Annotated in this window: 18 protein-coding genes and 1 tRNA gene; 8 read left to right on the top strand and 11 right to left on the bottom strand. The window is 68.1% G+C overall.

Annotated elements, in window-relative coordinates; translation table 11 throughout:
- Positions 1–57 precede the first annotated feature (57 nt).
- The 9 genes from CBM2586_RS05825 to cysS form a co-directional block, all read right to left on the bottom strand.
- Positions 58–633: an acyloxyacyl hydrolase gene (locus CBM2586_RS05825; RefSeq protein ID WP_115662464.1), complete on the bottom strand. Its 576-nt coding sequence runs from the start codon at positions 631–633 to the stop codon at positions 58–60.
- A 269-nt stretch (positions 634–902) separates the two neighbouring features.
- Positions 903–4,406: a pyruvate carboxylase gene (locus CBM2586_RS05820; protein ID WP_115687009.1), complete on the bottom strand. Its 3,504-nt coding sequence runs from the start codon at positions 4,404–4,406 to the stop codon at positions 903–905.
- A 217-nt stretch (positions 4,407–4,623) separates the two neighbouring features.
- Positions 4,624–5,553 (bottom strand): adenylate/guanylate cyclase domain-containing protein, encoded by a 930-nt coding sequence (locus tag CBM2586_RS05815; protein WP_115663779.1) that lies wholly within the window; start codon positions 5,551–5,553, stop codon positions 4,624–4,626.
- Positions 5,554–5,831: 278 nt separating this feature from the next.
- Positions 5,832–5,925, bottom strand: a tRNA-Ser gene (locus tag CBM2586_RS05810).
- A gap of 129 nt (positions 5,926–6,054) precedes the next feature.
- Entirely contained in the window at positions 6,055–7,308 is a 1,254-nt protein-coding gene (locus tag CBM2586_RS05805; RefSeq protein ID WP_092313717.1) for an aspartate kinase, read from the bottom strand.
- Positions 7,309–7,451: 143 nt separating this feature from the next.
- A complete protein-coding gene (gene tilS, locus CBM2586_RS05800) occupies positions 7,452–8,903 on the bottom strand; it encodes a tRNA lysidine(34) synthetase TilS (RefSeq protein ID WP_368667197.1) in 1,452 nt (483 codons plus the stop codon).
- The gene (locus tag CBM2586_RS05795; RefSeq protein ID WP_115662467.1) at positions 8,869–9,840 is read right to left on the bottom strand and encodes an acetyl-CoA carboxylase carboxyltransferase subunit alpha; all 972 of its coding nucleotides are present in this window, start codon (positions 9,838–9,840) and stop codon (positions 8,869–8,871) included. Before CBM2586_RS05795 ends, tilS begins: the two co-directional genes overlap by 35 nt.
- A gap of 115 nt (positions 9,841–9,955) precedes the next feature.
- On the bottom strand, positions 9,956–10,804 hold the full coding sequence (locus CBM2586_RS05790) for a DNA-3-methyladenine glycosylase family protein (RefSeq protein WP_115662468.1): 849 nt from the start codon (positions 10,802–10,804) through the stop codon (positions 9,956–9,958).
- Positions 10,801–12,192: a cysteine--tRNA ligase gene (gene cysS, locus CBM2586_RS05785; RefSeq protein WP_115687008.1), complete on the bottom strand. Its 1,392-nt coding sequence runs from the start codon at positions 12,190–12,192 to the stop codon at positions 10,801–10,803. The genes CBM2586_RS05790 and cysS overlap by 4 nt, the downstream gene beginning before the upstream one ends.
- Positions 12,193–12,436: 244 nt before the next feature.
- Here cysS and CBM2586_RS05780 point away from each other — a divergent pair, with 244 nt between their 5' ends.
- From CBM2586_RS05780 to CBM2586_RS05765, 4 genes are all read left to right on the top strand, one after another.
- A complete protein-coding gene (locus CBM2586_RS05780; protein WP_115687007.1) occupies positions 12,437–13,153 on the top strand; it encodes a tetratricopeptide repeat protein in 717 nt (238 codons plus the stop codon).
- Between the two features lie 70 nt (positions 13,154–13,223).
- On the top strand, positions 13,224–13,808 hold the full coding sequence (locus CBM2586_RS05775; protein ID WP_115687006.1) for a peptidylprolyl isomerase: 585 nt from the start codon (positions 13,224–13,226) through the stop codon (positions 13,806–13,808).
- Positions 13,809–13,830: 22 nt separating this feature from the next.
- Positions 13,831–14,331, top strand: coding sequence for a peptidylprolyl isomerase (locus CBM2586_RS05770; RefSeq protein ID WP_012352488.1), 501 nt, complete (start codon positions 13,831–13,833; stop codon positions 14,329–14,331).
- Between the two features lie 66 nt (positions 14,332–14,397).
- Positions 14,398–15,195 carry a UDP-2,3-diacylglucosamine diphosphatase gene (locus CBM2586_RS05765; protein ID WP_115662472.1) on the top strand — a complete coding sequence of 266 codons (798 nt, stop codon included), beginning with the start codon at positions 14,398–14,400 and terminating at the stop codon, positions 15,193–15,195.
- A gap of 25 nt (positions 15,196–15,220) precedes the next feature.
- Here the strand turns inward: CBM2586_RS05765 and cysE are convergent, their stop codons facing one another.
- Together cysE and CBM2586_RS05755 are read right to left on the bottom strand one after the other, a co-directional pair.
- Positions 15,221–15,964: a serine O-acetyltransferase gene (cysE, locus tag CBM2586_RS05760; RefSeq protein WP_092314140.1), complete on the bottom strand. Its 744-nt coding sequence runs from the start codon at positions 15,962–15,964 to the stop codon at positions 15,221–15,223.
- Between the two features lie 303 nt (positions 15,965–16,267).
- Positions 16,268–17,086: an RNA methyltransferase gene (locus tag CBM2586_RS05755; RefSeq protein ID WP_373424195.1), complete on the bottom strand. Its 819-nt coding sequence runs from the start codon at positions 17,084–17,086 to the stop codon at positions 16,268–16,270.
- 203 nt (positions 17,087–17,289) lie between these two features.
- On the opposite strand from CBM2586_RS05755, the gene CBM2586_RS05750 reads away from it, so the two are divergent.
- The 4 genes from CBM2586_RS05750 (at position 17,290) to CBM2586_RS05735 (ending at position 20,187) form a co-directional block, all read left to right on the top strand.
- A complete protein-coding gene (locus CBM2586_RS05750) occupies positions 17,290–18,111 on the top strand; it encodes an inositol monophosphatase family protein (protein ID WP_115662474.1) in 822 nt (273 codons plus the stop codon).
- Positions 18,112–18,331: 220 nt separating this feature from the next.
- On the top strand, positions 18,332–18,547 hold the full coding sequence (locus CBM2586_RS05745) for a YdcH family protein (RefSeq protein ID WP_115662475.1): 216 nt from the start codon (positions 18,332–18,334) through the stop codon (positions 18,545–18,547).
- A gap of 13 nt (positions 18,548–18,560) precedes the next feature.
- Positions 18,561–19,670, top strand: a complete 1,110-nt coding sequence (gene ppk2, locus CBM2586_RS05740) for a polyphosphate kinase 2 (RefSeq protein ID WP_115687004.1) — start codon at positions 18,561–18,563, stop codon at positions 19,668–19,670.
- An 82-nt stretch (positions 19,671–19,752) separates the two neighbouring features.
- On the top strand, positions 19,753–20,187 hold the full coding sequence (locus CBM2586_RS05735) for a universal stress protein (protein WP_115687003.1): 435 nt from the start codon (positions 19,753–19,755) through the stop codon (positions 20,185–20,187).
- Positions 20,188–20,355 lie beyond the last annotated feature (168 nt).

The raw sequence follows: 20,355 nt of genomic DNA, 5'->3' as shown, positions 1-20,355 counted from the left end.
CGGTAGGCGGCGGGATTGCGATGCAGCGTCCTGTGGCTGGAACGATGCCGCCGGCCGTCAGAAACGGTAGCGCAGGTAACCCATGCTGAAGTCGGTGCCGGGATTGGGTTCCTGGATGCCGGCGTTGGACAGGTGCTGGAAGCGATAGCCGATCGTCAGCCGCTGTGCCTTGCCGAAGGCGAGGCCCACGCCGATCATGTCGGAGAACTGGAACGCCGAGCCCATGCGATGGCCGCCGGCGATCTCGGTGTGGCTGAGCACGCGCAGGCCCACCGAGGCTTCGACGAACGGCGTGACATGTTCACCCGCATAGCTGAGCCGGAAGATCGGCGACACGCCGAACTCCATCAACTGGCTCGACGGCCGCGACGACAGCGCGCGCCAGCTGGCAACGTTGACTTCGCCATCCAGCGCCAGCGCCAGCCGGCTCGACAGCTGCCACTGCACGATCTCGTCCCAGCGCGCCGACACTTCGTATTTCTCCACGCCGTGCCGGCTGTCGCGCCCATAGCCCGCCTGCATCGAGAATGCCGCGGCGCCGGCGGCGGACGGCAGCGCCAGCAGGCAAGCCGCCAACGACACCAGGGCCGCGCGCGGCAGTCGCCCTGGCACTGTCTTTGTCTTCACTGACATCCGTCTATGTCGGGCAGCGCCTGCAAGCTTGACGCGCCACCACTTGGTTTTGATCACGGCTCGACACGATAGCAGCGCTTCGACATTGCAGAAGCCCGTTTCAGGCAAACACAGCGTTCCAAAGCCGGAACAATGTTGCGAGACGCGCCCGAAGACCAGGCATGGCCGCCTGGCTGCAGCGTCATCCAGACAAAAAACCCCGGCAAGACCGAAGTCTTCCGGGGTTCCATGGTTGGCCCGCACCGGTGCGGCGGGCCACGCCGCCGAGGTCAGTCCTTCAGTTCCACCAGCAGGTCCTTCGCCGCCACCCGATCGCCCGCCTTCACGTGCACCGCGGCGATCTCGCAATCCCGGTCCGCGGCGATATGGGTCTCCATCTTCATCGCCTCCAGCGCCAGCAGCGTGGTGCCCGCGGCCACGCGCTGGCCGGGCTGCACCGCCACCGTCACGATCGACCCCGGCATCGGCGCGGCGACATGCAGCGGATTATCGGGCTCGGCCACCGGCCGGCCCTGGCGCGCCGCGGCGGCCTGCGCGGTGCTGCGCTGTTCGACCAGCGTGGTGCGCGATTGCCCGTTCAGCTCGAACTGGACCTTGATCTTGCCTTCGTCGGCATCGGGGTGGGTGCCCTGCAGCGACACCAGCAAGGTCTTGCCGGGCTCGATGTCGATGGCCACTTCTTCCTGCGGCTGCAGGCCGTACAGGTAGGCCGGCGTCGGCACCACCGAGGTATCGCTGTACTGGCGCACATGGGCGTGGTACTCGGCCGCCTGCTTGGGATACATCAGGTACGAGGCCAGCTGGCGGTCGTCGAGCGGCTGCTCGCACGCGGCCGCGCCGGCGGCGCGGGCCGCATCGAGGTCGACCGGCGCGATCTGGTCGCCGGGCCGGTACGGCGCGGGCGGCTCGCCGCGCAGCACCTTGCGCGACAGCGCCGCCGGAAAGCCGTCGGGCGGGAAGCCCAGTTCGCCCCGGAACAGCGACACCACCGACTCCGGGAAGGCGATCTCCTTGCCCGGGTCGCACACATCGGCCGCGCTCAGGTCGTTGGCCACCATCATCAGCGCCAGGTCGCCGACCACCTTGGAGGTCGGCGTCACCTTGACGATATCGCCGAACATCTGGTTGACCTCGGCGTAGGCACGCGAGACCTCGGTCCAGCGATGCTCGATGCCGAGCGAGCGCGCCTGCTCGCGCAGGTTGGTGTACTGCCCGCCCGGCATCTCGTGGCGGTACACGTCGGCGGTGCCGGCGCGGATCTCGGATTCGAACGGCGCGTAGTAGCGGCGCACCCCCTCCCAGTACATCGAGGCTTCGTGCAGCCGCTCCAGGCTCAGGCCCGGGTCGCGCTCGCTGCCGGCCAGCGCCGCGGCGATGCTCGACAGGTTGGGCTGGGAGGTGAGCCCGCTCATCGCGTCGAGCGCGCCGTCGACCGCATCGCAGCCGGCCTCGATCGCCGCCAGCGCCGAGGCCGCCGAGATGCCGCTGGTGTCGTGCGTGTGGAGGTGCACCGGCAGCCCGGTCTCTTCCTTGAGCGCCTTGACCAGCGCCGCGGCCGCCTGCGGCCGGCAGATCCCGGCCATGTCCTTGATGCCCAGCACATGCACGCCGGCCTGCTGCAGCTCGCGCGCGATGCCGACGTAGTACTTCAGGTCGTACTTGGAACGCTTCGGGTCGAACAGGTCGCCGGTATAGCAGATCGCGCCCTCGCACAGCGCGCCACTCTCGCCCACCGCATCGATCGCCACGCGCATATTGCGCACCCAGTTGAGCGAATCGAACACGCGGAACACATCGACGCCGGCGCTGGCCGCCTGGCGCACGAAGAAGCGCACCACGTTGTCGGCATAGTTGGTGTAGCCCACCGCATTGGAGCCCCGCAGCAGCATCTGGAACAGCACGTTGGGCACGCGTTCGCGCAGCTGCTCCAGGCGTTGCCACGGGTCTTCCTTGAGGAAGCGCAGGGCCACGTCGAAGGTAGCGCCGCCCCAGCACTCCAGCGAGAACAGCTGCGACAGCTCGCGCGCATAGAACGGCGCGATCGGCAGCATGTCGGCGGTGCGCATGCGCGTGGCGAACAGCGATTGGTGCGCGTCGCGCATGGTGGTGTCGGTCAGCAGCACCTGCTTCTGCTCCAGCATCCAGCGCGAGAATTTCTCGGCGCCCAGCTCGCGCAGACGGTCGCGCGTGCCGTACGGCAGCGCAGCGCTGTTGTCGATCGCCGGCAACACCGGCGTGGGCAGCGGCAGCGACGGCAGCGCGCGCCCGCTCAGCTCCGGGTGCCCGTTGACGCTGACTTCGCCCAGGTAGCGCAGCAGCTTGGTGGCGCGGTCCTGGCGCTTGGCAAAGGCCAGCAGTTCGGGGGTCTTGTCGATAAAGCGCGTGGTGACGTCGCCCGAACGGAACGCGGCATGGTTGATGACGTTCTCGAGGAACTGCAGGTTCGACGCGACGCCGCGGATGCGGAACTCGCGCAGCGCGCGGTCCATGCGCCGCATCGATTCCGGCGCGGTCGGCGCCCAGGTGGTGACCTTGACCAGCAGCGAGTCGTAGTACGGCGTGATCACCGCGCCGCCATAGGCGGTGCCCGCATCGAGCCGCACGCCGAAGCCCGCGGCGCTGCGATACGCGGTCAGGCGACCGTAGTCCGGCAGGAAACCGTTCTCCGGGTCCTCGGTGGTGATCCGGCACTGCAGCGCGTGGCCGTTCAGATGGATATCCTGCTGGACCGGCACGCCCGCGGCGCGCACTACGATCTTGCCGTCGGCATCGCGCGTGTTCTCGGTCATGCCGATATGGCCGCTCTCGGTGATGCGGATCTGCGCCTTGACGATATCGATGCCGGTGACCATCTCGGTGACCGTGTGCTCGACCTGGATGCGCGGATTGACTTCGATGAAGTAGAACTGGCCCGAGTCGGCATCCATCAGGAACTCGACCGTGCCGGCATGGGTGTAGCCAACCGCGCGCATCAGCCGCAGCGCCGACTCGCACAGCGCGCCGCGTCCGGCATCGTCGAGATACGGCGCCGGCGCGCGCTCGACCACCTTCTGGTTGCGCCGCTGCACGGTGCAGTCGCGCTCGTACAAGTGCACCAGGCTGCCGTGGGTATCGCCCAGCACCTGCACTTCGACGTGGCGCGCATTGCGCACCAGCTTCTCGACGTAGACCTCGTCGTTGCCGAACGCCGCCAGCGCCTCGCGCCGCGCCGCGGCCAGCGCGCCCTCCAGGTCCTGCTCGCTTTCGAGCACGCGCATGCCGCGCCCGCCGCCGCCCCAGCTGGCCTTGAGCATCAGCGGATAGCCGATGCCGGCGGCGAGGCGCTTGCACGCGTCCAGGTCATGCGGCAACGGATCGGTGGCCGGCATCACCGGCACGCCCGCGGCGATCGCCGCGTTGCGCGCCGCGACCTTGTTGCCGAGCTTGCGCATCACCTCCGGCAACGGGCCGATCCAGCGGATGCCGGCATCGATCACCGCCTGCGCGAACTCCGGATTCTCCGACAGGAAGCCATAGCCGGGATGGATCGCGTCGACCCCGGCCTGGCGCGCAATGCGCAGGATGTCGTCGATATCGAGATAGGCTGCCAGCGGCTTCTTGCCCTCGCCGACCAGGTAGCTTTCGTCGGCCTTGAAGCGATGCAACGCGAGGCGGTCTTCCTTCGAATAGATCGCCACCGTGCGCACATTCATCTCGGCAGCCGCGCGCATCACGCGGATCGCGATCTCGGAACGGTTGGCAATCAGCAGGGATTGGATCGGGCGGTAGTCCATGGCGGCAAGAAAATAGCCCTCCGTGCGCGGTGGCAAACGGAAAGTCAGATGATCGGGAATGGCGGATGACAGGCGGGAACCAGCATGCGCCTGCATCCGGATGGGCGCAAGAACCGAGCCACCGCCGCTCTTGTTGATTTACAAGAGGTTTTTCAACCCCGCCACGTCCATATGGAATTCAAAACTGAAATTCCGCGGCGCTTGCTGCGAATGCCCGCTATCGCGCCGCACCGGTCTTGTCCACCTGCAGGGCGAACTCGATGCACTCCGCGCTCGGCCCCGTCCACTGGCCAAACCCGATCCAGCCATGCCCCCTCAGCGTGACCTCATCGCGGCGCAAAATGAATGGCTCGGCGCCGTCCATGCTGACATGGGTGCCGTTCGAGCTTCTGTCGATCAGCACATAGCGGCCGGCGCGCGGCTCGGCCATGGCCTGGAACCGGGACGCGAGGCGGTCCGACACCACGATGGTCATGCCGGCGTCCCGCCCGATGGTGACCGGCGCCGAGACAGCGTTCATCTCGATCACGGTGTCCCGATAGCGCAAGGTGAGGAAGGCGGCATGCGACAGCGGCTCCTTGAACCCCGCAACCAGGGTCAGGTCGGTGGCGTGCTGCCAGATCGCCTCGTACAACTCGACCGGCTGCGCCCTGCCGCGCACGTGGATCGGGTACAGGTAGCGCGTCAGCTGGCGCAGCGGCGCGGGCAGGTCCGCGACCGCATCCTTGCTGGTGATGATCTGGCCGCGCGCGGCAAGGCCGGACAGCCGCGCGGCCAGGTTCACGGCATCGCCGAAGACATCGCCGGAGGCGTCGGACAGGATCGGGCCATGGTGGAAGCCGATGTGCGACGACATGGTGAAGCCGGCCACGGGAGGCAGCTCGGCAACCGCCCGCTGAATGTCCAATGCCGCCTGCAAGGCCTGCTCGGCGCACGGGAACAGCACCATGACCTCGTCGCCGATGGTCTTGACCAGCCGGCCTTGCGAGGCCTCGGAACAGGATTTCATCGCACCGATGCAACGGCCGACCGCGGCAAGGGCGGCCGCGTTGCCTGCCCGTTCATAGAGCCGCGTACTGCCGCTGACATCCGCGAACAGTACCGATCCCTCCGACGCCTGGTGCAGCAGTTCCCGGTCCATGTGCATCCCGATCTGTCCGCCCATCCCGCGCAGTGAGCCGGCCAGGTGCCGGCGCCACGCCCCGCATGCAGGGAATTCTGGCACCGGCAAGGCCGATGCTCAATATGAATCTGGATGAAGCCGGGACAAGGCGTGGGAGGAGACCGGCGCACGCATGAGGAGAGCGGCGCAAGGCAGCGCGGATGGATGGCCGCTGGTGCGGGATGCGCCCTGCGTGGGCACAAAAAACAAAACCCCGGAAGACCGCGATCTTCCGGGGTTCCGCCGCCAAGGACGGTTGTCATTGGCGGAGACGGAGGGATTCGAACCCTCGATCCAGGTTTTGGCCCGGATGCTCCCTTAGCAGGGGAGTGCCTTCGACCTCTCGGCCACGTCTCCCAAACTTGCGTTGTGTGAGGGAGCCACACAACGAAGCGCGTATTCTAGCGATGCCACCAGGGTTGGTCAATGAAAAATCGATGACTCAACACAAATTTTGCGGCCTCGCCAGAAAAGCTTACGAACGGATCACGCCTGTTCCAGTTCGAAGGCCTTGTGCAGCGCGCGCACGGCCAGCTCCATGTACTTCTCGTCGATCAGCACCGAGATCTTGATTTCCGAGGTGGAGATCATCTGGATGTTGATGCCCTCTTCCGACAGCGTGCGGAACATCTTGCTGGCGATGCCGACGTGCGAGCGCATGCCCACGCCCACCACCGACACCTTCGACACCTTGGGGTCGCCCGAGACGCTGCCGGCGCCGATGTGCGCCTTCACGCCATCGTTCAGGATGGCCAGCGCGCGCTGGTACTCGCCGCGCGGCACGGTGAAGGTGAAGTCGGTCTTGCCGTCGACGGACTGGTTCTGGATGATCATGTCGACGTCGATATTGGCGTCGGCGACCGGGCCCAGGATCTGGTAGGCGATGCCGGGCTTGTCGGGCACGCCCAGGACGGTGATCTTGGCTTCGTCGCGGGCAAAGGCGATGCCGGAGATGACAGCGGCTTCCATGGTGGAGTCTTCTTCCTCAAAAGTGATCAGCGTGCCCGAGTGCATTTCCTGCTCGAGCGGCATAAGCGGGTCGGTCAGCGACGACAGCACGCGGGTCTTGACGCGGTACTTGCCGGCGAACTCCACCGAGCGGATCTGCAGCACCTTGGAGCCGAGGCTGGCCATTTCCAGCATTTCCTCGAAGGTGATCTGGTCCAGGCGGCGGGCGTCCTCGACCACGCGCGGGTCGGTGGTGTAGACGCCGTCGACGTCGGTGTAGATCAGGCACTCGTCGGCCTCGATCGCGGCGGCGATGGCCACGGCCGAGGTGTCCGAGCCGCCGCGGCCCAGCGTGGTGATGTTGCCGTCGTCGTCGATGCCCTGGAAGCCGGTGATCACGACCACGCGGCCGGCGTCGAGGTCGGCCAGGATGCGCTCGTCGTCGATCGATTCGATGCGGGCCTTGGTGTACGACGAGTCGGTCTTCACCGGAACCTGCCAGCCGGTGTAGCTGACGGCGTCGATGTCCTCGCCGTGCAGGGCGATCGCCAGCAGTGCCACGCTGGCCTGTTCGCCGGTAGAGGCGAGCATGTCCAGTTCACGCGGATTGGGCTGCGGCGAAATTTCCTTGGCGAGTCCCAGCAGGCGATTGGTCTCGCCCGACATGGCCGAAGGCACCACGACTACGCGGTGACCGGCGCGGTGCCACTTGGCCACGCGCTTGGCGACATTCTTGATGCGTTCCGTGGAACCCATCGAAGTGCCGCCGTATTTGTGAACGATGAGAGCCATCTTCTTGTCGACGCCAGCGATTATGCAAAGCCCTTGAAAATACACGAAGCGGCCCGGTCAGGCAAGGCGCACGGGATATTCTGCCGCGGACCGGATGTGATGCCGGCGGCTGGCGCACGCCATCGAACCGCCCTTCGGCAAGGTCAGCGCGGCGGCAGTGCCACTGGCGCCTGCGGGTGCCAGGCCACGCGCCAGCGCGGTGCCGGTGCGGCTTCGGGCCAGCGGCGATGCATGCCCAGGCCGGCGGCCAGCACCAGCGTGTCGCCGGCCCACAGGAGCGGCAGCCAGGCCCGGCGCCAGGCCGGGATGCCGGCTTCCTGGCAGGCCTGCTTCAGCGCCCGCGCCGGGCCGCCTGGGCGCAGCACGATGCGCTCGCCGCCGCTGCGCGCGGCCAGGCGCAGCGGCTGGCGCAGCACGGCTTCGGGCACGCCGAAGCTGTCGTCGCGGAAAAACCGGAGCTCGCCGCGCCAGGCGGGCACGACGATGCGCGCTTCGCCGCGCCAGTCCAGCAGCACGGGCGCGGGCGCCACCGCCGGCGGCGGAACGCAGGCCAGCACGCGCTCGCGGAAGCGGCGCAGCACCAGGCCTTCGTGGGCGATGGCCGGCTCGCCGCCCGCGTGTGCAATCAGTTGTTCCCGCATCGCCGCCAGCCGGGCGGTGGACGGCGCGCGCACACCGAGGTCGCGCAACCACAGGCGCAGCACCGCATCGGCCTGCGCCGCCGGCAGCGCGCGCAGGCCGGGCAGGTCGAGTTCGGACAGGGTGTCGGCATCGCGGCCGGCACGCGCCAGCGTCGCCAGCGCGGTGCCGGCGAGCTGGTCGATCAGCGCGCCGGCCTGGGCAAAATGCGCGGCGGCCTGCACCACGTTGAGCGCCAGCGCCGGAAACGCCGCCTGCAGCGCCGGCAGATGCTGGCGCAAGGCGTTGCGCGCGTAGCGGCCGTCGGCATTGGATGGATCGTCGACCCACTGCAGCGCGTTGGCGGCGCAGTATGCCTCGATGCCCGCGCGGGGCACGTCGAGCCACGGACGCAGCAGCGTCACGCCGCTGCGCGGATCCAGCGCGCGCAGCGCCGGCATGCCTGCCATGCCGGCCACGCCGGCGCCGCGGAACAGCCGCAGCAGCACGGTCTCGACCTGGTCGTCCTGGTGGTGGGCAAACAGCAGCAGGCGCGCGCCGCTGTCGGCGCACATCGCCGCCAGCGCGGCATAGCGCGCGCGGCGCGCGGCCGCTTCGACGCCCTCGCCCGCCGCCGGCCGCACCGACACGCGCCGCACGAAATAGCCCACCTGCCAGTGCGCGCACAGCGCGGCGCAGAAGCGGTCCCAGTCATCGGCCTCGGCCTGCAGGCCGTGGTGGACGTGCAGCGCCACCACGCGCGCGCCGTCGCCCGCCTGCGCCAGCGCCGCACGCGCGGCGTGCAGCAGCGCGACCGAGTCGCGCCCGCCCGACAGCGCCACCGCCACCGTCGGCGCTGCCGCCGCGGCACCGCCAGAAACAACAAAGGCCGCACCGGCCTGCAGGGCCTGTGCGACCTTGTCGGTCAGCCGGGCGGACGGGTCACTGCTGGGCGCCGGTTTCCTTGAACTTGCCATAGGCCAGCAGGCGCTCGTAGCGGCGCGCCTGCAACTCCTTCACGCTCATGCCCTGGAACTGGCGCAGCGACTCGGCCAGCGAGCGCTTGAGCAGCGCCGCCATGCCCTTGTAGTCCCGATGTGCGCCGCCCAGCGGCTCGCTCACGATCTTGTCGATCAGGCCCAGCGCCTTCAGGCGGTGCGCGGTCAGGCCCAGCGCCTCGGCGGCTTCCGGCGCCTTCTCGGCGGTCTTCCACAGGATCGAGGCGCAGCCTTCCGGCGAGATCACCGCGTAGGTGGCGAACTGCAGCATCTGCACCACGTCGCCGACGGCAATCGCCAGCGCGCCGCCCGAACCGCCCTCGCCGATGATGGTGGCGATCAGCGGCACCTTCAGGCCGGCCATCACATACAGGTTGTGGCCGATGGCCTCGGACTGGCCGCGCTCTTCGGCGTCGATGCCGGGGAACGCGCCCGGGGTGTCGACGAAGGTGAAGATCGGCAGCCCGAACTTGTCGGCCAGTTCCATCAGGCGCTTGGCCTTGCGGTAGCCCTCGGGCTTGGGCATGCCGAAATTGCGCATGGCGCGCTCTTTCGTGTCACGGCCCTTCTGGTGGCCGATCACCATGCACGACTGGCCATTGAAGCGTGCCAGGCCGCCGATGATCGACAGGTCGTCGGCGAAGGTGCGGTCGCCGTGCAGTTCGTGGAAATCGGTAAAGATCTCGCGCACGTAGTCCAGCGTGTAGGGGCGCTGGGGGTGGCGGGCGATCTGCGCAACCTGCCACGGGCTCAGGTTGGCATAGATGTCTTTGGTCAGCTGCTGGCTCTTGCCGGCCAGCCGCGAAATCTCTTCGGAAATATCGACAGCCGAATCGTCCTGCACGAAGCGCAGTTCTTCGATCTTTGCCTCGAGTTCGGCAATGGGCTGCTCAAAATCCAGGAAGGTGGTTTTCATAAAATCACACGTACCTGTCTGTGAAGGGGCGCATTCTACCGGAAATTGGCCGCTATCTTAGCGCCTGCCAGGTTGCCAGCCATGCACCTGCCTCTGATTTTTATTGTTCCGATGCCTAGTACGTCACAGGCAGCGGGTCCAGACTACGCCACATATACCAGGTTGCCACGGTCCGCCACGGCTCCCAGTTGGCCGCCACCTCGCGCGCCTCGCTGCGCGTGACCGGCTCGCCACTGAAGTAATTGGCGGAAATCGCGTTGATCAGGCCGATGTCGTCAAGCGGCAGCACGTTAGGCCGCATCAGATTGAACATCAGGAACATCTCGGCGGTCCAGCGCCCGATGCCGCGGATCTGCGTCAGCTCGGCGATCACGGCCTCGTCGTCCATCTGCGCCCACTGCGCGACGTGCACGGTGCCGGCCTTGAAATGCCCGGCCAGGTCGATCAGGTATTCCGCCTTGCGCTTGGACACGCCGCAGCCCGCCAGTTTCTCGGGACCGGCGCGCAGGAACTGCGCCGGCGCCAGCCGCGGGCAGACCGCGTGCAGCCGCTCCCACACCGACTGCGCCGCCTTGACCGAGATCTGCTGGCCCACCACCGCGCGCGCCAGCGTGACGAACGGGTCGCCGCGCGAGACCAGGTGCGCCGGGCCGTAGGTCGGGATCATCTTGCGCAGGATGCGGTCGCGCTTCATCAGGTCCGCGCAGGCCTCGTCCCAGTAGGCGGGGCGCACCGCGTCGACCACGGTCTCGACCGGCAGCGGCACCGCCTGCGCCTCGGGCAGCACGGCCTTGGCGTTGCGCGCGGCCCTCACCGCGGGCCGTGCGTCCTTGCTGCTGTCCTTGCCGTCGGGCAGCGGCGCCTCCCTGGCGCCGGCCTTGGCCGGGCGCGGGCCGGCCGCCTTCGCCCGCCCCGCGGCGGCGGGCGGCGTGGCGGTGGCGGGCTTGCGCGCGGCAGCGTTCAAGCACGCCTCCACTCGGTGGCACCGCCCGGCTTGTCTTCCAGCACGATGCCCGCTTCCAGCAGCTGGGCGCGGATGCGGTCCGCCTCGGCAAAGTTGCGCTCGGCCTTGGCGGCCTTGCGCGCCGCGATCAGTTTTTCGATCTCGTCCGGCGCCGGGCCAGCGTCGGCCTTGCCGCCGCCCTGCAGGAAGGTATGCGGGTCACGCTCGAGCAGGCCCAGCGTGCCGGCCAGCCCCTTGAGCTGGCGCGCGGCCGCGGTCGAGCCGGTGCGGTTGATCTCGCTGGCCAGGTCGAACAGCACCGACATCGCGATCGGCGTGTTGAAGTCGTCGCCCATGGCTTCGGCAAAGCGCTTTGCGTGCGGCTCGTCCCAGTCCACCGCGCAGCCGCCCGGCTGGTTGTCCTTGAGCGCCGTGTACAGGCGCGTCAGCGCGTGGCGCGCATCGTCCAGGTGCGCATCGCTGTAGTTCAGCGGGCTGCGGTAGTGCGCGCGCAGGATGAAGAAGCGCACGACCTCGGCGTCGTACGCCTTCAGCACCTCGCGGATAGTGAAAAAATTGCCAAGCGACTTGGACATTTTCTCGTCGTTGATGCGCACGAAGCCGTTGTGCATCCACAGGTTGACGAAGGGCTTGCCGCTGGCGCCTTCGGACTGCGCGATCTCGTTTTCGTGGTGCGGGAACTGCAGGTCGGCCCCGCCGCCATGGATGTCGAAATGCTCGCCCAGCAGCGCGCAGCTCATTGCAGAGCATTCAATGTGCCAGCCCGGCCGGCCGGCGCCCCACTTCGAGTCCCACTTGCTCTCGGGCGGCTCGCTGGCCTTGGCGGATTTCCACAGGACGAAGTCGAGCGGGTCCTGCTTGGCATCGTTGGCGCTGACACGCTCGCCGGCGCGCAGGTCTTCCAGCGACTTGCCGGAGAGACTGCCGTAGCCATCGAACTTGCGCACCGAGTAGTTCACGTCGCCGTCGCTGGCCTGGTAGGCCAGTCCCTTTGCTTCCAGCTTGCCGATCATGTCGAGCATCTGCGGCACGTAGTCGGTGGCGCGCGGCTCATGGTCGGGACGGATCACGCCCAGCGCGGCGGCGTCTTCGTGCATGTACTGGATGAAGCGCGTGGTCAGCTCGCCGATGGTCTCGCCGTTCTCGACCGCGCGGCGGATGATCTTGTCATCGATGTCGGTGATGTTCTGCACATACGTCACCTCGTAGCCGGCAGCGCGCAGCCACCGGTGCACCATGTCGAACACCACCATCACGCGCGCGTGGCCGACGTGGCAGTAGTCGTACACGGTCATGCCGCACACGTACATGCGGACCTTGCCGGGTTCGATTGGCACGAATGGCTGCTTCTCACGCGCGAGCGTGTTGTAGATGTTCAAAGGCTGCATGAAACGAAGTGAGTGGTGAGAGGAGACTGCCGGTTCCACACGGCAGGCAGCGCGGGCCGCGAACGCCGCCACTGGCGCAATGCCGTCGCGCCCCATATCTTACCGGAAGGCGGTGCGCGAGTCGGGCATGCGGCTTCACCGGCCGGCGCACGCGCAATCACGCACCGGGCGCGCCGCGGCATCGCCTTCGTGCCGCACTTGCCGCTTTGCTAGAATGCCGCGGAGTATAACGGACCCGTCCTCAATGAGCCTGCCGCTGACCACCCCGTTTTTCGCCGTTTCCGCTGCGCGCGTGCGCCGGCGCGGAGTTCGCACCGTCCTGCCGCTGCTGGCCCTGGCCGCGGCGCTGGCAGGCCCCGCGTCCGCGCAGCACGGCCCGCTGTCGCTGGCGGTGCCGAACTCGCCGGTCGGCGGCATCCAGTCGAGCGACCCGGGCATGGGCGAGGCCCAGCAAGCCGCCAACGCGCGCCGCTACGAGGACGCCATCAAAAACTTCGACCGCGTGCTGGCCGCCAACCCGCGCAATGCGCAGGCCCGCTTCCAGCGCGCCTGGGCGCTGGCCCAGGCGGGCCGCGAGGACGAAGCGATCCAGGCCTTCAGCGAGATGGCGCAGGACTTTCCCGAACTGCCCGAGCCGCACAACAACCTGGCGCTGCTCTATGCCAAGCGCGGCGACCTGAAGCGCGCCGAGGCCGAATTGCTGCTCGCCACCGAGGTCAAGCCCGCCTTCGCCGTCGGCTACACCAACCTGGGCGACGTCTACCGCCGCCTGGCCGAGCAGGCCTACACCGAAGCCCTGCGCCGCAATCCCGGCGATGCCCGCGCCAGTGCCGGCCTGCGCCAGCTGTCCCCGGCTTCCGCCGTGGCAGCGCCTCCGAAGCCGGCCGCACCGGCGGCCACCGGCCGCAAGGCGGCGCCGGGCGGGCGCCAGTCGCCTGCCAGCGCCCCCGTGGCCAACTGACAGCATGCATCCGCAGGCCCGGCGCGGCACGCCCGGGCCGTGTCCATCCCGACTTACCGGAGTTTCCTTCATGATCCGTTCCCGTCGCATCCTCCTGGCCGGACTGGCCGCAGGCGCCCTGGCGCTGTCTTCGTTCAGCGCGCTGGCCCAGCAGAAGGCCGCCGAGCGCGTCCAGTTCGTCACCAGCGCCGGCAAGTTCACGGTCGAGCTCTATCCCGAGGCCGCGCCCAAGACCGTCGCCAACTTCCTGGAATATGTGAAGAGCGGCTTCTACAGTGGCACCATCTTCCACCGCGTGATCAACGGCTTCATGGTGCAGGGCGGCGGCTTCGACCGCGACATGAAGGAAAGGCCCACGCGCGCGCCGATCCCGCTGGAAGCCCGCAACGGCCTGAAGAACAAGGTCGGCACGGTTGCCATGGCGCGCACCAGCAACCCGGATTCGGCCACCGCGCAGTTCTTCGTCAATGTGGTGGATAATCCGAATCTCGACTACCCGCAGCCGGACGGCAATGGCTATGCCGTCTTCGGCAAGGTGGTGGAAGGCATGGACACGATCGACAAGATCAAGGCCGTGCCGACCACGGCCTACGGCCCGATGCGCAACGTGCCGGCCGCGCCGATCGTGATCGAGTCGGCCACCGTCGTCAAATAATTACCGAACAGAGGAAACCGCCATGTCCAAGGTACAGCTGCAGACCAACAAGGGTGTGATCACCCTGGAACTCGACGCCGAAAAGGCCCCGAAAACGGTTGAGAACTTCCTGTCGTATGTCCGCAAGGGCCACTACGACAACACCATCTTCCACCGCGTGATCAAGAACTTCATGATCCAGGGCGGCGGCTTCGAGCCCGGCATGAAGCAGAAGGACACCGACGCCCCGATCGAGAACGAGGCCGGCAACGGCCTGAAGAACGACCGCTACACCGTGGCGATGGCGCGCACCAATGCGCCGCACTCGGCCACCGCGCAGTTCTTCATCAACGTGGTCGACAACGACTTCCTCAACTTCTCGTCGCCGACCCCGCAGGGCTTCGGCTATGCCGTGTTCGGCAAGGTAGTCGACGGCACCGACGTGGTCGAGCAGATCAAGGGCGTGCGCACCGGCAGCTCGGGCTTCCACCAGGACGTGCCGCTGGAAGACGTCGTGATCGAAAAGGCCGTCGTGGTCGAGTAAGCCGATGCCTGCCGATTGCGGTCCCGTGCGCGCCCGCGTGCCGGCCTTTCCCTCCCGACACCACGCATGACCGCAATCTCCCACACGCCGGTGGCCGGTCCCCTCCAGGTACAGGCGCCGGCGTGGTTCATTTCAGACCTGCATCTCACGCCCGGCATGCCGCGCACGCTGGCCGCCTTCGAGCGCGCGCTCGAGCGCGCCGCCACGCACGCGCGCGCGCTGTTCATCCTGGGCGACTTCTTTGAATTCTGGGTCGGCGACGAAGAAACCGAGGCGCCGTTCGCGCAACGCGTGGCGCTGGCGCTGCGCGCCCTGGCGGCGCGCGGGGTGGCGGTGTACCTGATGCACGGCAACCGCGACTTCCTGCTGGGCCGGCGCTTCGCCAGCGCCGCCGGCGCCACGCTGCTGCCCGACCCCACATTGATCGATTGCGCCGGCCAGCGCGTGGTGCTGAGCCACGGCGACATGCTGTGCATCGACGATGAACGCTACAACCGCTTTCGCCGCTGGACCCGCAAGCACTGGGTGCAGCGCGTGTTCCTGGCGCTGCCGCTGCAGGCGCGCCAGGCGGTCGCGCGCAAGCTGCGCGCGGACAGCGAAGGCAACCGCGCCCGGCAGCGCAGCGCGGACGCGGCGGTACCGGTGATCTATGGTGATGTGGCCCCCGCGGCCGCGGCGGAGTTGCTCGGTGCCGCCGGCGCGTCGCTGCTGGTCCATGGCCATACCCATCGCCCTGCCCGCCATGAAGACGCCGCGGGCGTGCGCTGGGTGCTGACCGACTGGGACCTGGACGGCGCGCACCCGCGCGCGGCGGTGCTGCAGCTCGACCGCGACGGCTTCCGGCTGCTGCCGCAGACGGACTGACCGGCGCGATCATTGCTGCGCGCCGTTACTTCATCAGCTTGCGCAGCTCGCTGGCATCGAACGGATCGTTCGGCGTGTTCTCCAGGTGTTCGCCGAGCCGGTCGAGCGCAGCCAGCACTGCCTCGATGCGGTCATGCTGGAGCGCGGCATTGTCGATCAGGCTCTTGAGCGCCAGCGACACCGGGTCGTCGGCATTCGGCGTGATGCCGTAGGCAGAGAACTCCTGCTTCGCCCCCTGCTGCACCGACGGCGCATCCGGCAGGATGATGCGGGCCGGAATGCCGACCGCGGTCGCGCCCGGTGGCACCGGCTTGAGCACCACCGCGTTGGAGCCCACGCGCGCGCCGTCGCCCACCTCGAATCCACCCAGCACCTTGGCGCCAGCGCTGACCACCACGCCGACGCCGAGGGTCGGATGCCGCTTCTGGCCCTTGTACAGCGACGTGCCGCCCAGCGTCACGCCCTGGTAGATGGTGCAGTCGTCGCCGATCTGCGCGGTCTCGCCGATGACCACGCCCATGCCGTGGTCGATGAACACGCGCCGGCCCAGCGTCGCTGCCGGATGGATCTCGATGCCGGTGAAAAAGCGCGACCAGTGCGAAATCCAGCGGCCCAGCCAGTGCCAGCCCGCGCGCCAGCACGCGTGCGCCAGCCGGTGCAGCAGTACGGCATGCAGGCCCGGATAGCAGGTCAGGACCTCCAGGCGGCTGCGCGCGGCGGGATCGCGCAGCATGATGGTGTCGATATCTTCCTTCAGGCGAGAGAACATCTTGGTCGTGTCGTGGTGCCGCGACGTGCGCCACGACACGCGGGCCAGGGCCCGGGGCGGGGTCGCCGGCGCGGTCGGGGGCCGGTGCAGAGGATCAGGAGTGTAAGGGATTTGCCGGCCCGCCTTGCGGTGCCGGCGTTTGGCCCCTGATCCGCCAGGGACATTGCTGCGATGCTGTGATCAACATCGACCAGGCATACGCCCACCCGCGGCGGCAGGACGCCTGGCCACGCCGCCTCGGCATGCACCGTTCCGGTCCCACATCGCATTGCTAGGGGTTGCTGCCACAGTCCTTTGCTCCTGTCACCGGTCGGCCTGCGGGCCCGACTGGTTCTGCGCGGCAATCAGCATGTGCTTGGCGATGCCGCGCAGGATGTTCACTTCCTCGCGCTCGAGGCCGCTGCGCGCCAGCAGACGGCGCAGCCGGGTCATCAGCTTGCGCGGATTGGACGGATCGAGAAAGCCGATCGCCTCCAGCCCGCTCTGCAGGTGCCCGAACATGGCCTCGACCTGTTCGGCCGTGGCCGGCTCGCCAGCATAGCCGATATTGGCGCCCGCGTCCGGGGCGGCCTCCAGCAGCGCCAGCCGCATCTCGTAGGCGACCAGCTGCACTGCCTGCGCCAGGTTCAGCGAGGCATAGGCGGGATTGGCGGGGATATGGGTCACGGCGTTGCAGCGCTCCACCACCTCGTTGGGCAGGCCATAGCGCTCGTTGCCGAACACAAAGGCGACGCCACCGCTGCCCGACAGCGTCTGGCGCGCACGTGCGGCGGCGGCGCGCGGCAGCAGCCGCGGTGGGCCGAACTCGCGCAGGCGCGCGGTCATGGCAACGGTCAGCGCGGCTCCGGCCAGGGCTGCGTCGAACTGGCCGACAATCACGGCGGCGGCCAGCACGTCGTCGGCGCCGCTGGCCATGGCGACGGCATCGGGATGCCGCAGCACCTCTGGCTCGCGCGGCGAGACCAGCACCAGGCTGCCGAAGCCCATGGTCTTGATGGCCCGCGCCACCGAGCCGACGTTGCCGGGATGGCTGGTTTCGACCAGCACGAAGCGCACGCGGCCGAAGTTATCCCCGCCTGGCGTGGGGGTGGCGGGCTGGCTCGTATCAATTGCCGGGTTCATATACAATTCGGGGTTCTTCTTTGGCGCGGCGCCAGGTTTATGCATGCCCGCGAGACGTTCGCGACACATTTGCGAAGCGTCCTGCAGCAAGGCCGGCGACGCCCCACGTTCTTCTACAATCCGTTGTGTTGTCAGCTGCCCATGAGCGGGCGTGCGGCGCTTTGGCGCCCCGCCGCGCGGTCGTGGCCGGCCTGGAGAGATTCATGCATCCGATGCTCAATATCGCCATCAAGGCGGCCCGCAAGGCGGGATCCATCATCAACCGCGCGTCGCTCGACGTCGATCTGGTGCGCGTCTCGCGCAAGCAACACAACGATTTCGTTACCGAGGTGGACCGCGCCGCCGAAGCCGCGATCATCGAGGTCCTGCGCACCGCCTACCCGGAACACGGCATTCTAGCGGAAGAGTCCGGCCAGTCCTGGACCGAAGAAGAAGCCACCCACGAGTACACCTGGGTCATCGATCCGCTCGACGGCACCACCAACTTCATCCACGGCTTTCCGCAATACGCGGTTTCGATCGCCCAGCTGCACCGCGGCACGCCGGTGCAGGCGGTGGTCTACGACCCGACCCGCGACGAACTGTTCACCGCCACCAAGGGCGCCGGCGCCTTCCTTAACAACCGCCGCATCCGCGTCACCCGTCGCGACAAGCTGGCCGACTGCCTGATCGGGACCGGCTTCCCCTTCCGCGACCTGGAAGGGGTGGAAGAGTACCTCGAGATCTTCGCGCTGATGACGCGCAGCTGCGCCGGCCTGCGCCGCCCGGGCGCCGCCGCGCTGGATCTGGCCTACGTCGCCTGCGGTCGCCTCGACGGCTTTTTCGAACGCGGCCTGCAGCCGTGGGACATGGCCGCCGGCATGCTGCTGATCACCGAATCGGGCGGCCTGGTCGGCAACTACGCCGGCGAGCCGCGCCAGCTGGAACAAGGCGAAGTGCTGGCCGGCAACCCCAAGGCCTTTGCCCAGATGGTGCGTCTGCTGTCGCCGTACTCGCTGGACAACGTCAAGCCCGGCGCCGTCTGACGCTGGCACATGGCCTGAGCGGCCATCCCAGAAAGCACGCCCGCCGCACCCCGGCGGGCGTTTGTTTTCCGGCGTCGCACGGCCGTGCGTCGCGCATTGCGGCCTTGTCTCATTCCCCGGCGAGCCATGATCCTGGTCAAGGCCGTGCCGCCCCGCGCTCACCAGAATGAATCCATGCGCCACGCCATGTGCGCGCGGATCCAGCCACAGGAGAGCCAGCATGTTTCCCGAGTACCGCGACCAGATCACTGCCCTGAAAACGCATGACGCCCACTTTGCGCGGCTGTTCCACCGCCATAATTCGCTCGACCAGGAAATCCACAACATGGAAGCCGGCCTGGTGCCGGCTTCCACCTTCGAGATCGAGCGGCTGAAAAAAGAGAAGCTGCTGCTCAAGGACCAGCTCTACCAGATCCTGCGTCGGACCACCGCCTGACGGAGACGCGCAGATGACCGATCGCGAACTCCGGCCGGCCCGTAGCCCCACCGCAACACGGCCCCGCGCCACCGCCAGGGGCGATGTGCTGCCCACCCGCTCGGCACTCTCGGCGCAGCGCAATGAAGTCGACAGCGCCGTCGAAGCCGCGGTGCAACTGGCGGCAAGCGGCATGCAGGACATCCTGGCCAGCCGGGCCGGCGATGGCACCGGCATGCTTGGCGCCGTGCGCACGCTGCTCGACGGCCTGGCGCCGGACGAGGCCGCGCAGCTGCGCAGCCTGATCCTCGAGGGCGACCCGGCCGCATGGCAGGCCGGCCGCCAGCGCCACCCGGACGATGAGCTGTCCGCCAGTTGGCGCGAAGGCGCGTACCCGTACCAGAACCTGATGTCGCGCCGCAATTACGAGAAGCAGAAGTACCGCCTGCAGGTGGAGCTGCTCAAGTTCCAGGCCTGGGTGCGCGAGACCGGCCAGCGCGTGGTGATCCTGTTCGAAGGCCGCGACGCCGCCGGCAAGGGCGGCACCATCAAACGGTTCATGGAACACATGAACCCGCGCGGCGCGCGCGTGGTGGCGCTGGAAAAACCCACCGACGCCGAACGCGGGCAATGGTACTTCCAGCGCTACGTACAGCACCTGCCCTGCGCGGGCGAGATCGTGCTGTTCGACCGCTCCTGGTACAACCGGGCCGGCGTCGAGCACGTGATGGGCTTTTGCTCCACGCGCGAATACCAGGACTTCCTGCAGCAGGCGCCGGATTTCGAGCGGCACCTGGTGCGCAGCGGCATCCACCTGTTCAAGTTCTGGTTCTCGGTCAGCCAGAAGGAGCAGCGCCGGCGCTTCCGCGAGCGCGAAATCCACCCGCTCAAGCAATGGAAGCTCAGCCCGGTCGATGTCGCCTCGCTCGACAAATGGGACGAGTACACCCGCGCAAAGGAAGCGATGTTCGCGCATACCGATACCGCCGATGCGCCCTGGACGGTGATCCGCTCCGATTGCAAGAAGCGCGCGCGGCTCAATGCGCTGCGCTACATCCTGGCGCGCTTTCCCTATGCCAACCGGGACACCACCGCGATCGGCCAGCCGGATCCGCTGATCGTCGGCCGCGCGCTGGCCAACTGAACGCGGCGCCGAAGCGCAGGATGCTACCCGCTGGCGTCCGCTTCGCTTCGCGCCCTTGCCTCACACAACAGAAAAGGACCCCATGTTCAAGCACATCCTGCTCCCGGTCGACGGCTCGGAGCTTTCGCACCAGGCCGTCTCCGCCGCCATCCAGTTCGCCCGCACCGCGGGGGCACGGCTCACGCCGTACATGTGCGTGGAGAGCTATCCCTATGTGCTGACCAGCGACAGCTCGCACGAAAAGCGCGACGCCTACCAGCAGCGCGTGGAAGCCGGGGCGCGCCGGGAACTGGCCAAGGTCGAATCCGCTGCAGCGCTGGCCGGGGTACCTTGTACCGGCCACGTCTCCAGCGCTTCGGCGCCGTACCAGGGCATCATCCATGCCGCCCGGGACCTGGGCTGCGATGTCATCTTCATGGCCTCGCATGGCCGCCGCGGACTCAGCGGCCTGCTGCTGGGCAGTGAAACGCAGAAAGTGCTGACCCATAGCGACATCCCGGTGCTGGTGTTCCGCTGATCCGCGGCCGGCGCAGCGGTCTGCGGGCCTGCGGCGGCAGCACCGTGCTGTACCATATCGCCCATATTCGAAAACGCCCCTTCGTGCCGCGGCCACAGGCCGCCGGACCAGCGCCCGGCCCGCCCCCGCGGAGGCGCTTTTCCTGGGCACGCAAGGAGCGCTCGGCGC

Source organism: Cupriavidus taiwanensis (assembly GCF_900250115.1).
In the GTDB taxonomy this organism is placed as follows: Bacteria; Pseudomonadota; Gammaproteobacteria; order Burkholderiales; family Burkholderiaceae; genus Cupriavidus; species Cupriavidus taiwanensis_B.
This window is presented reverse-complemented; position numbering and strand designations above follow the sequence as displayed.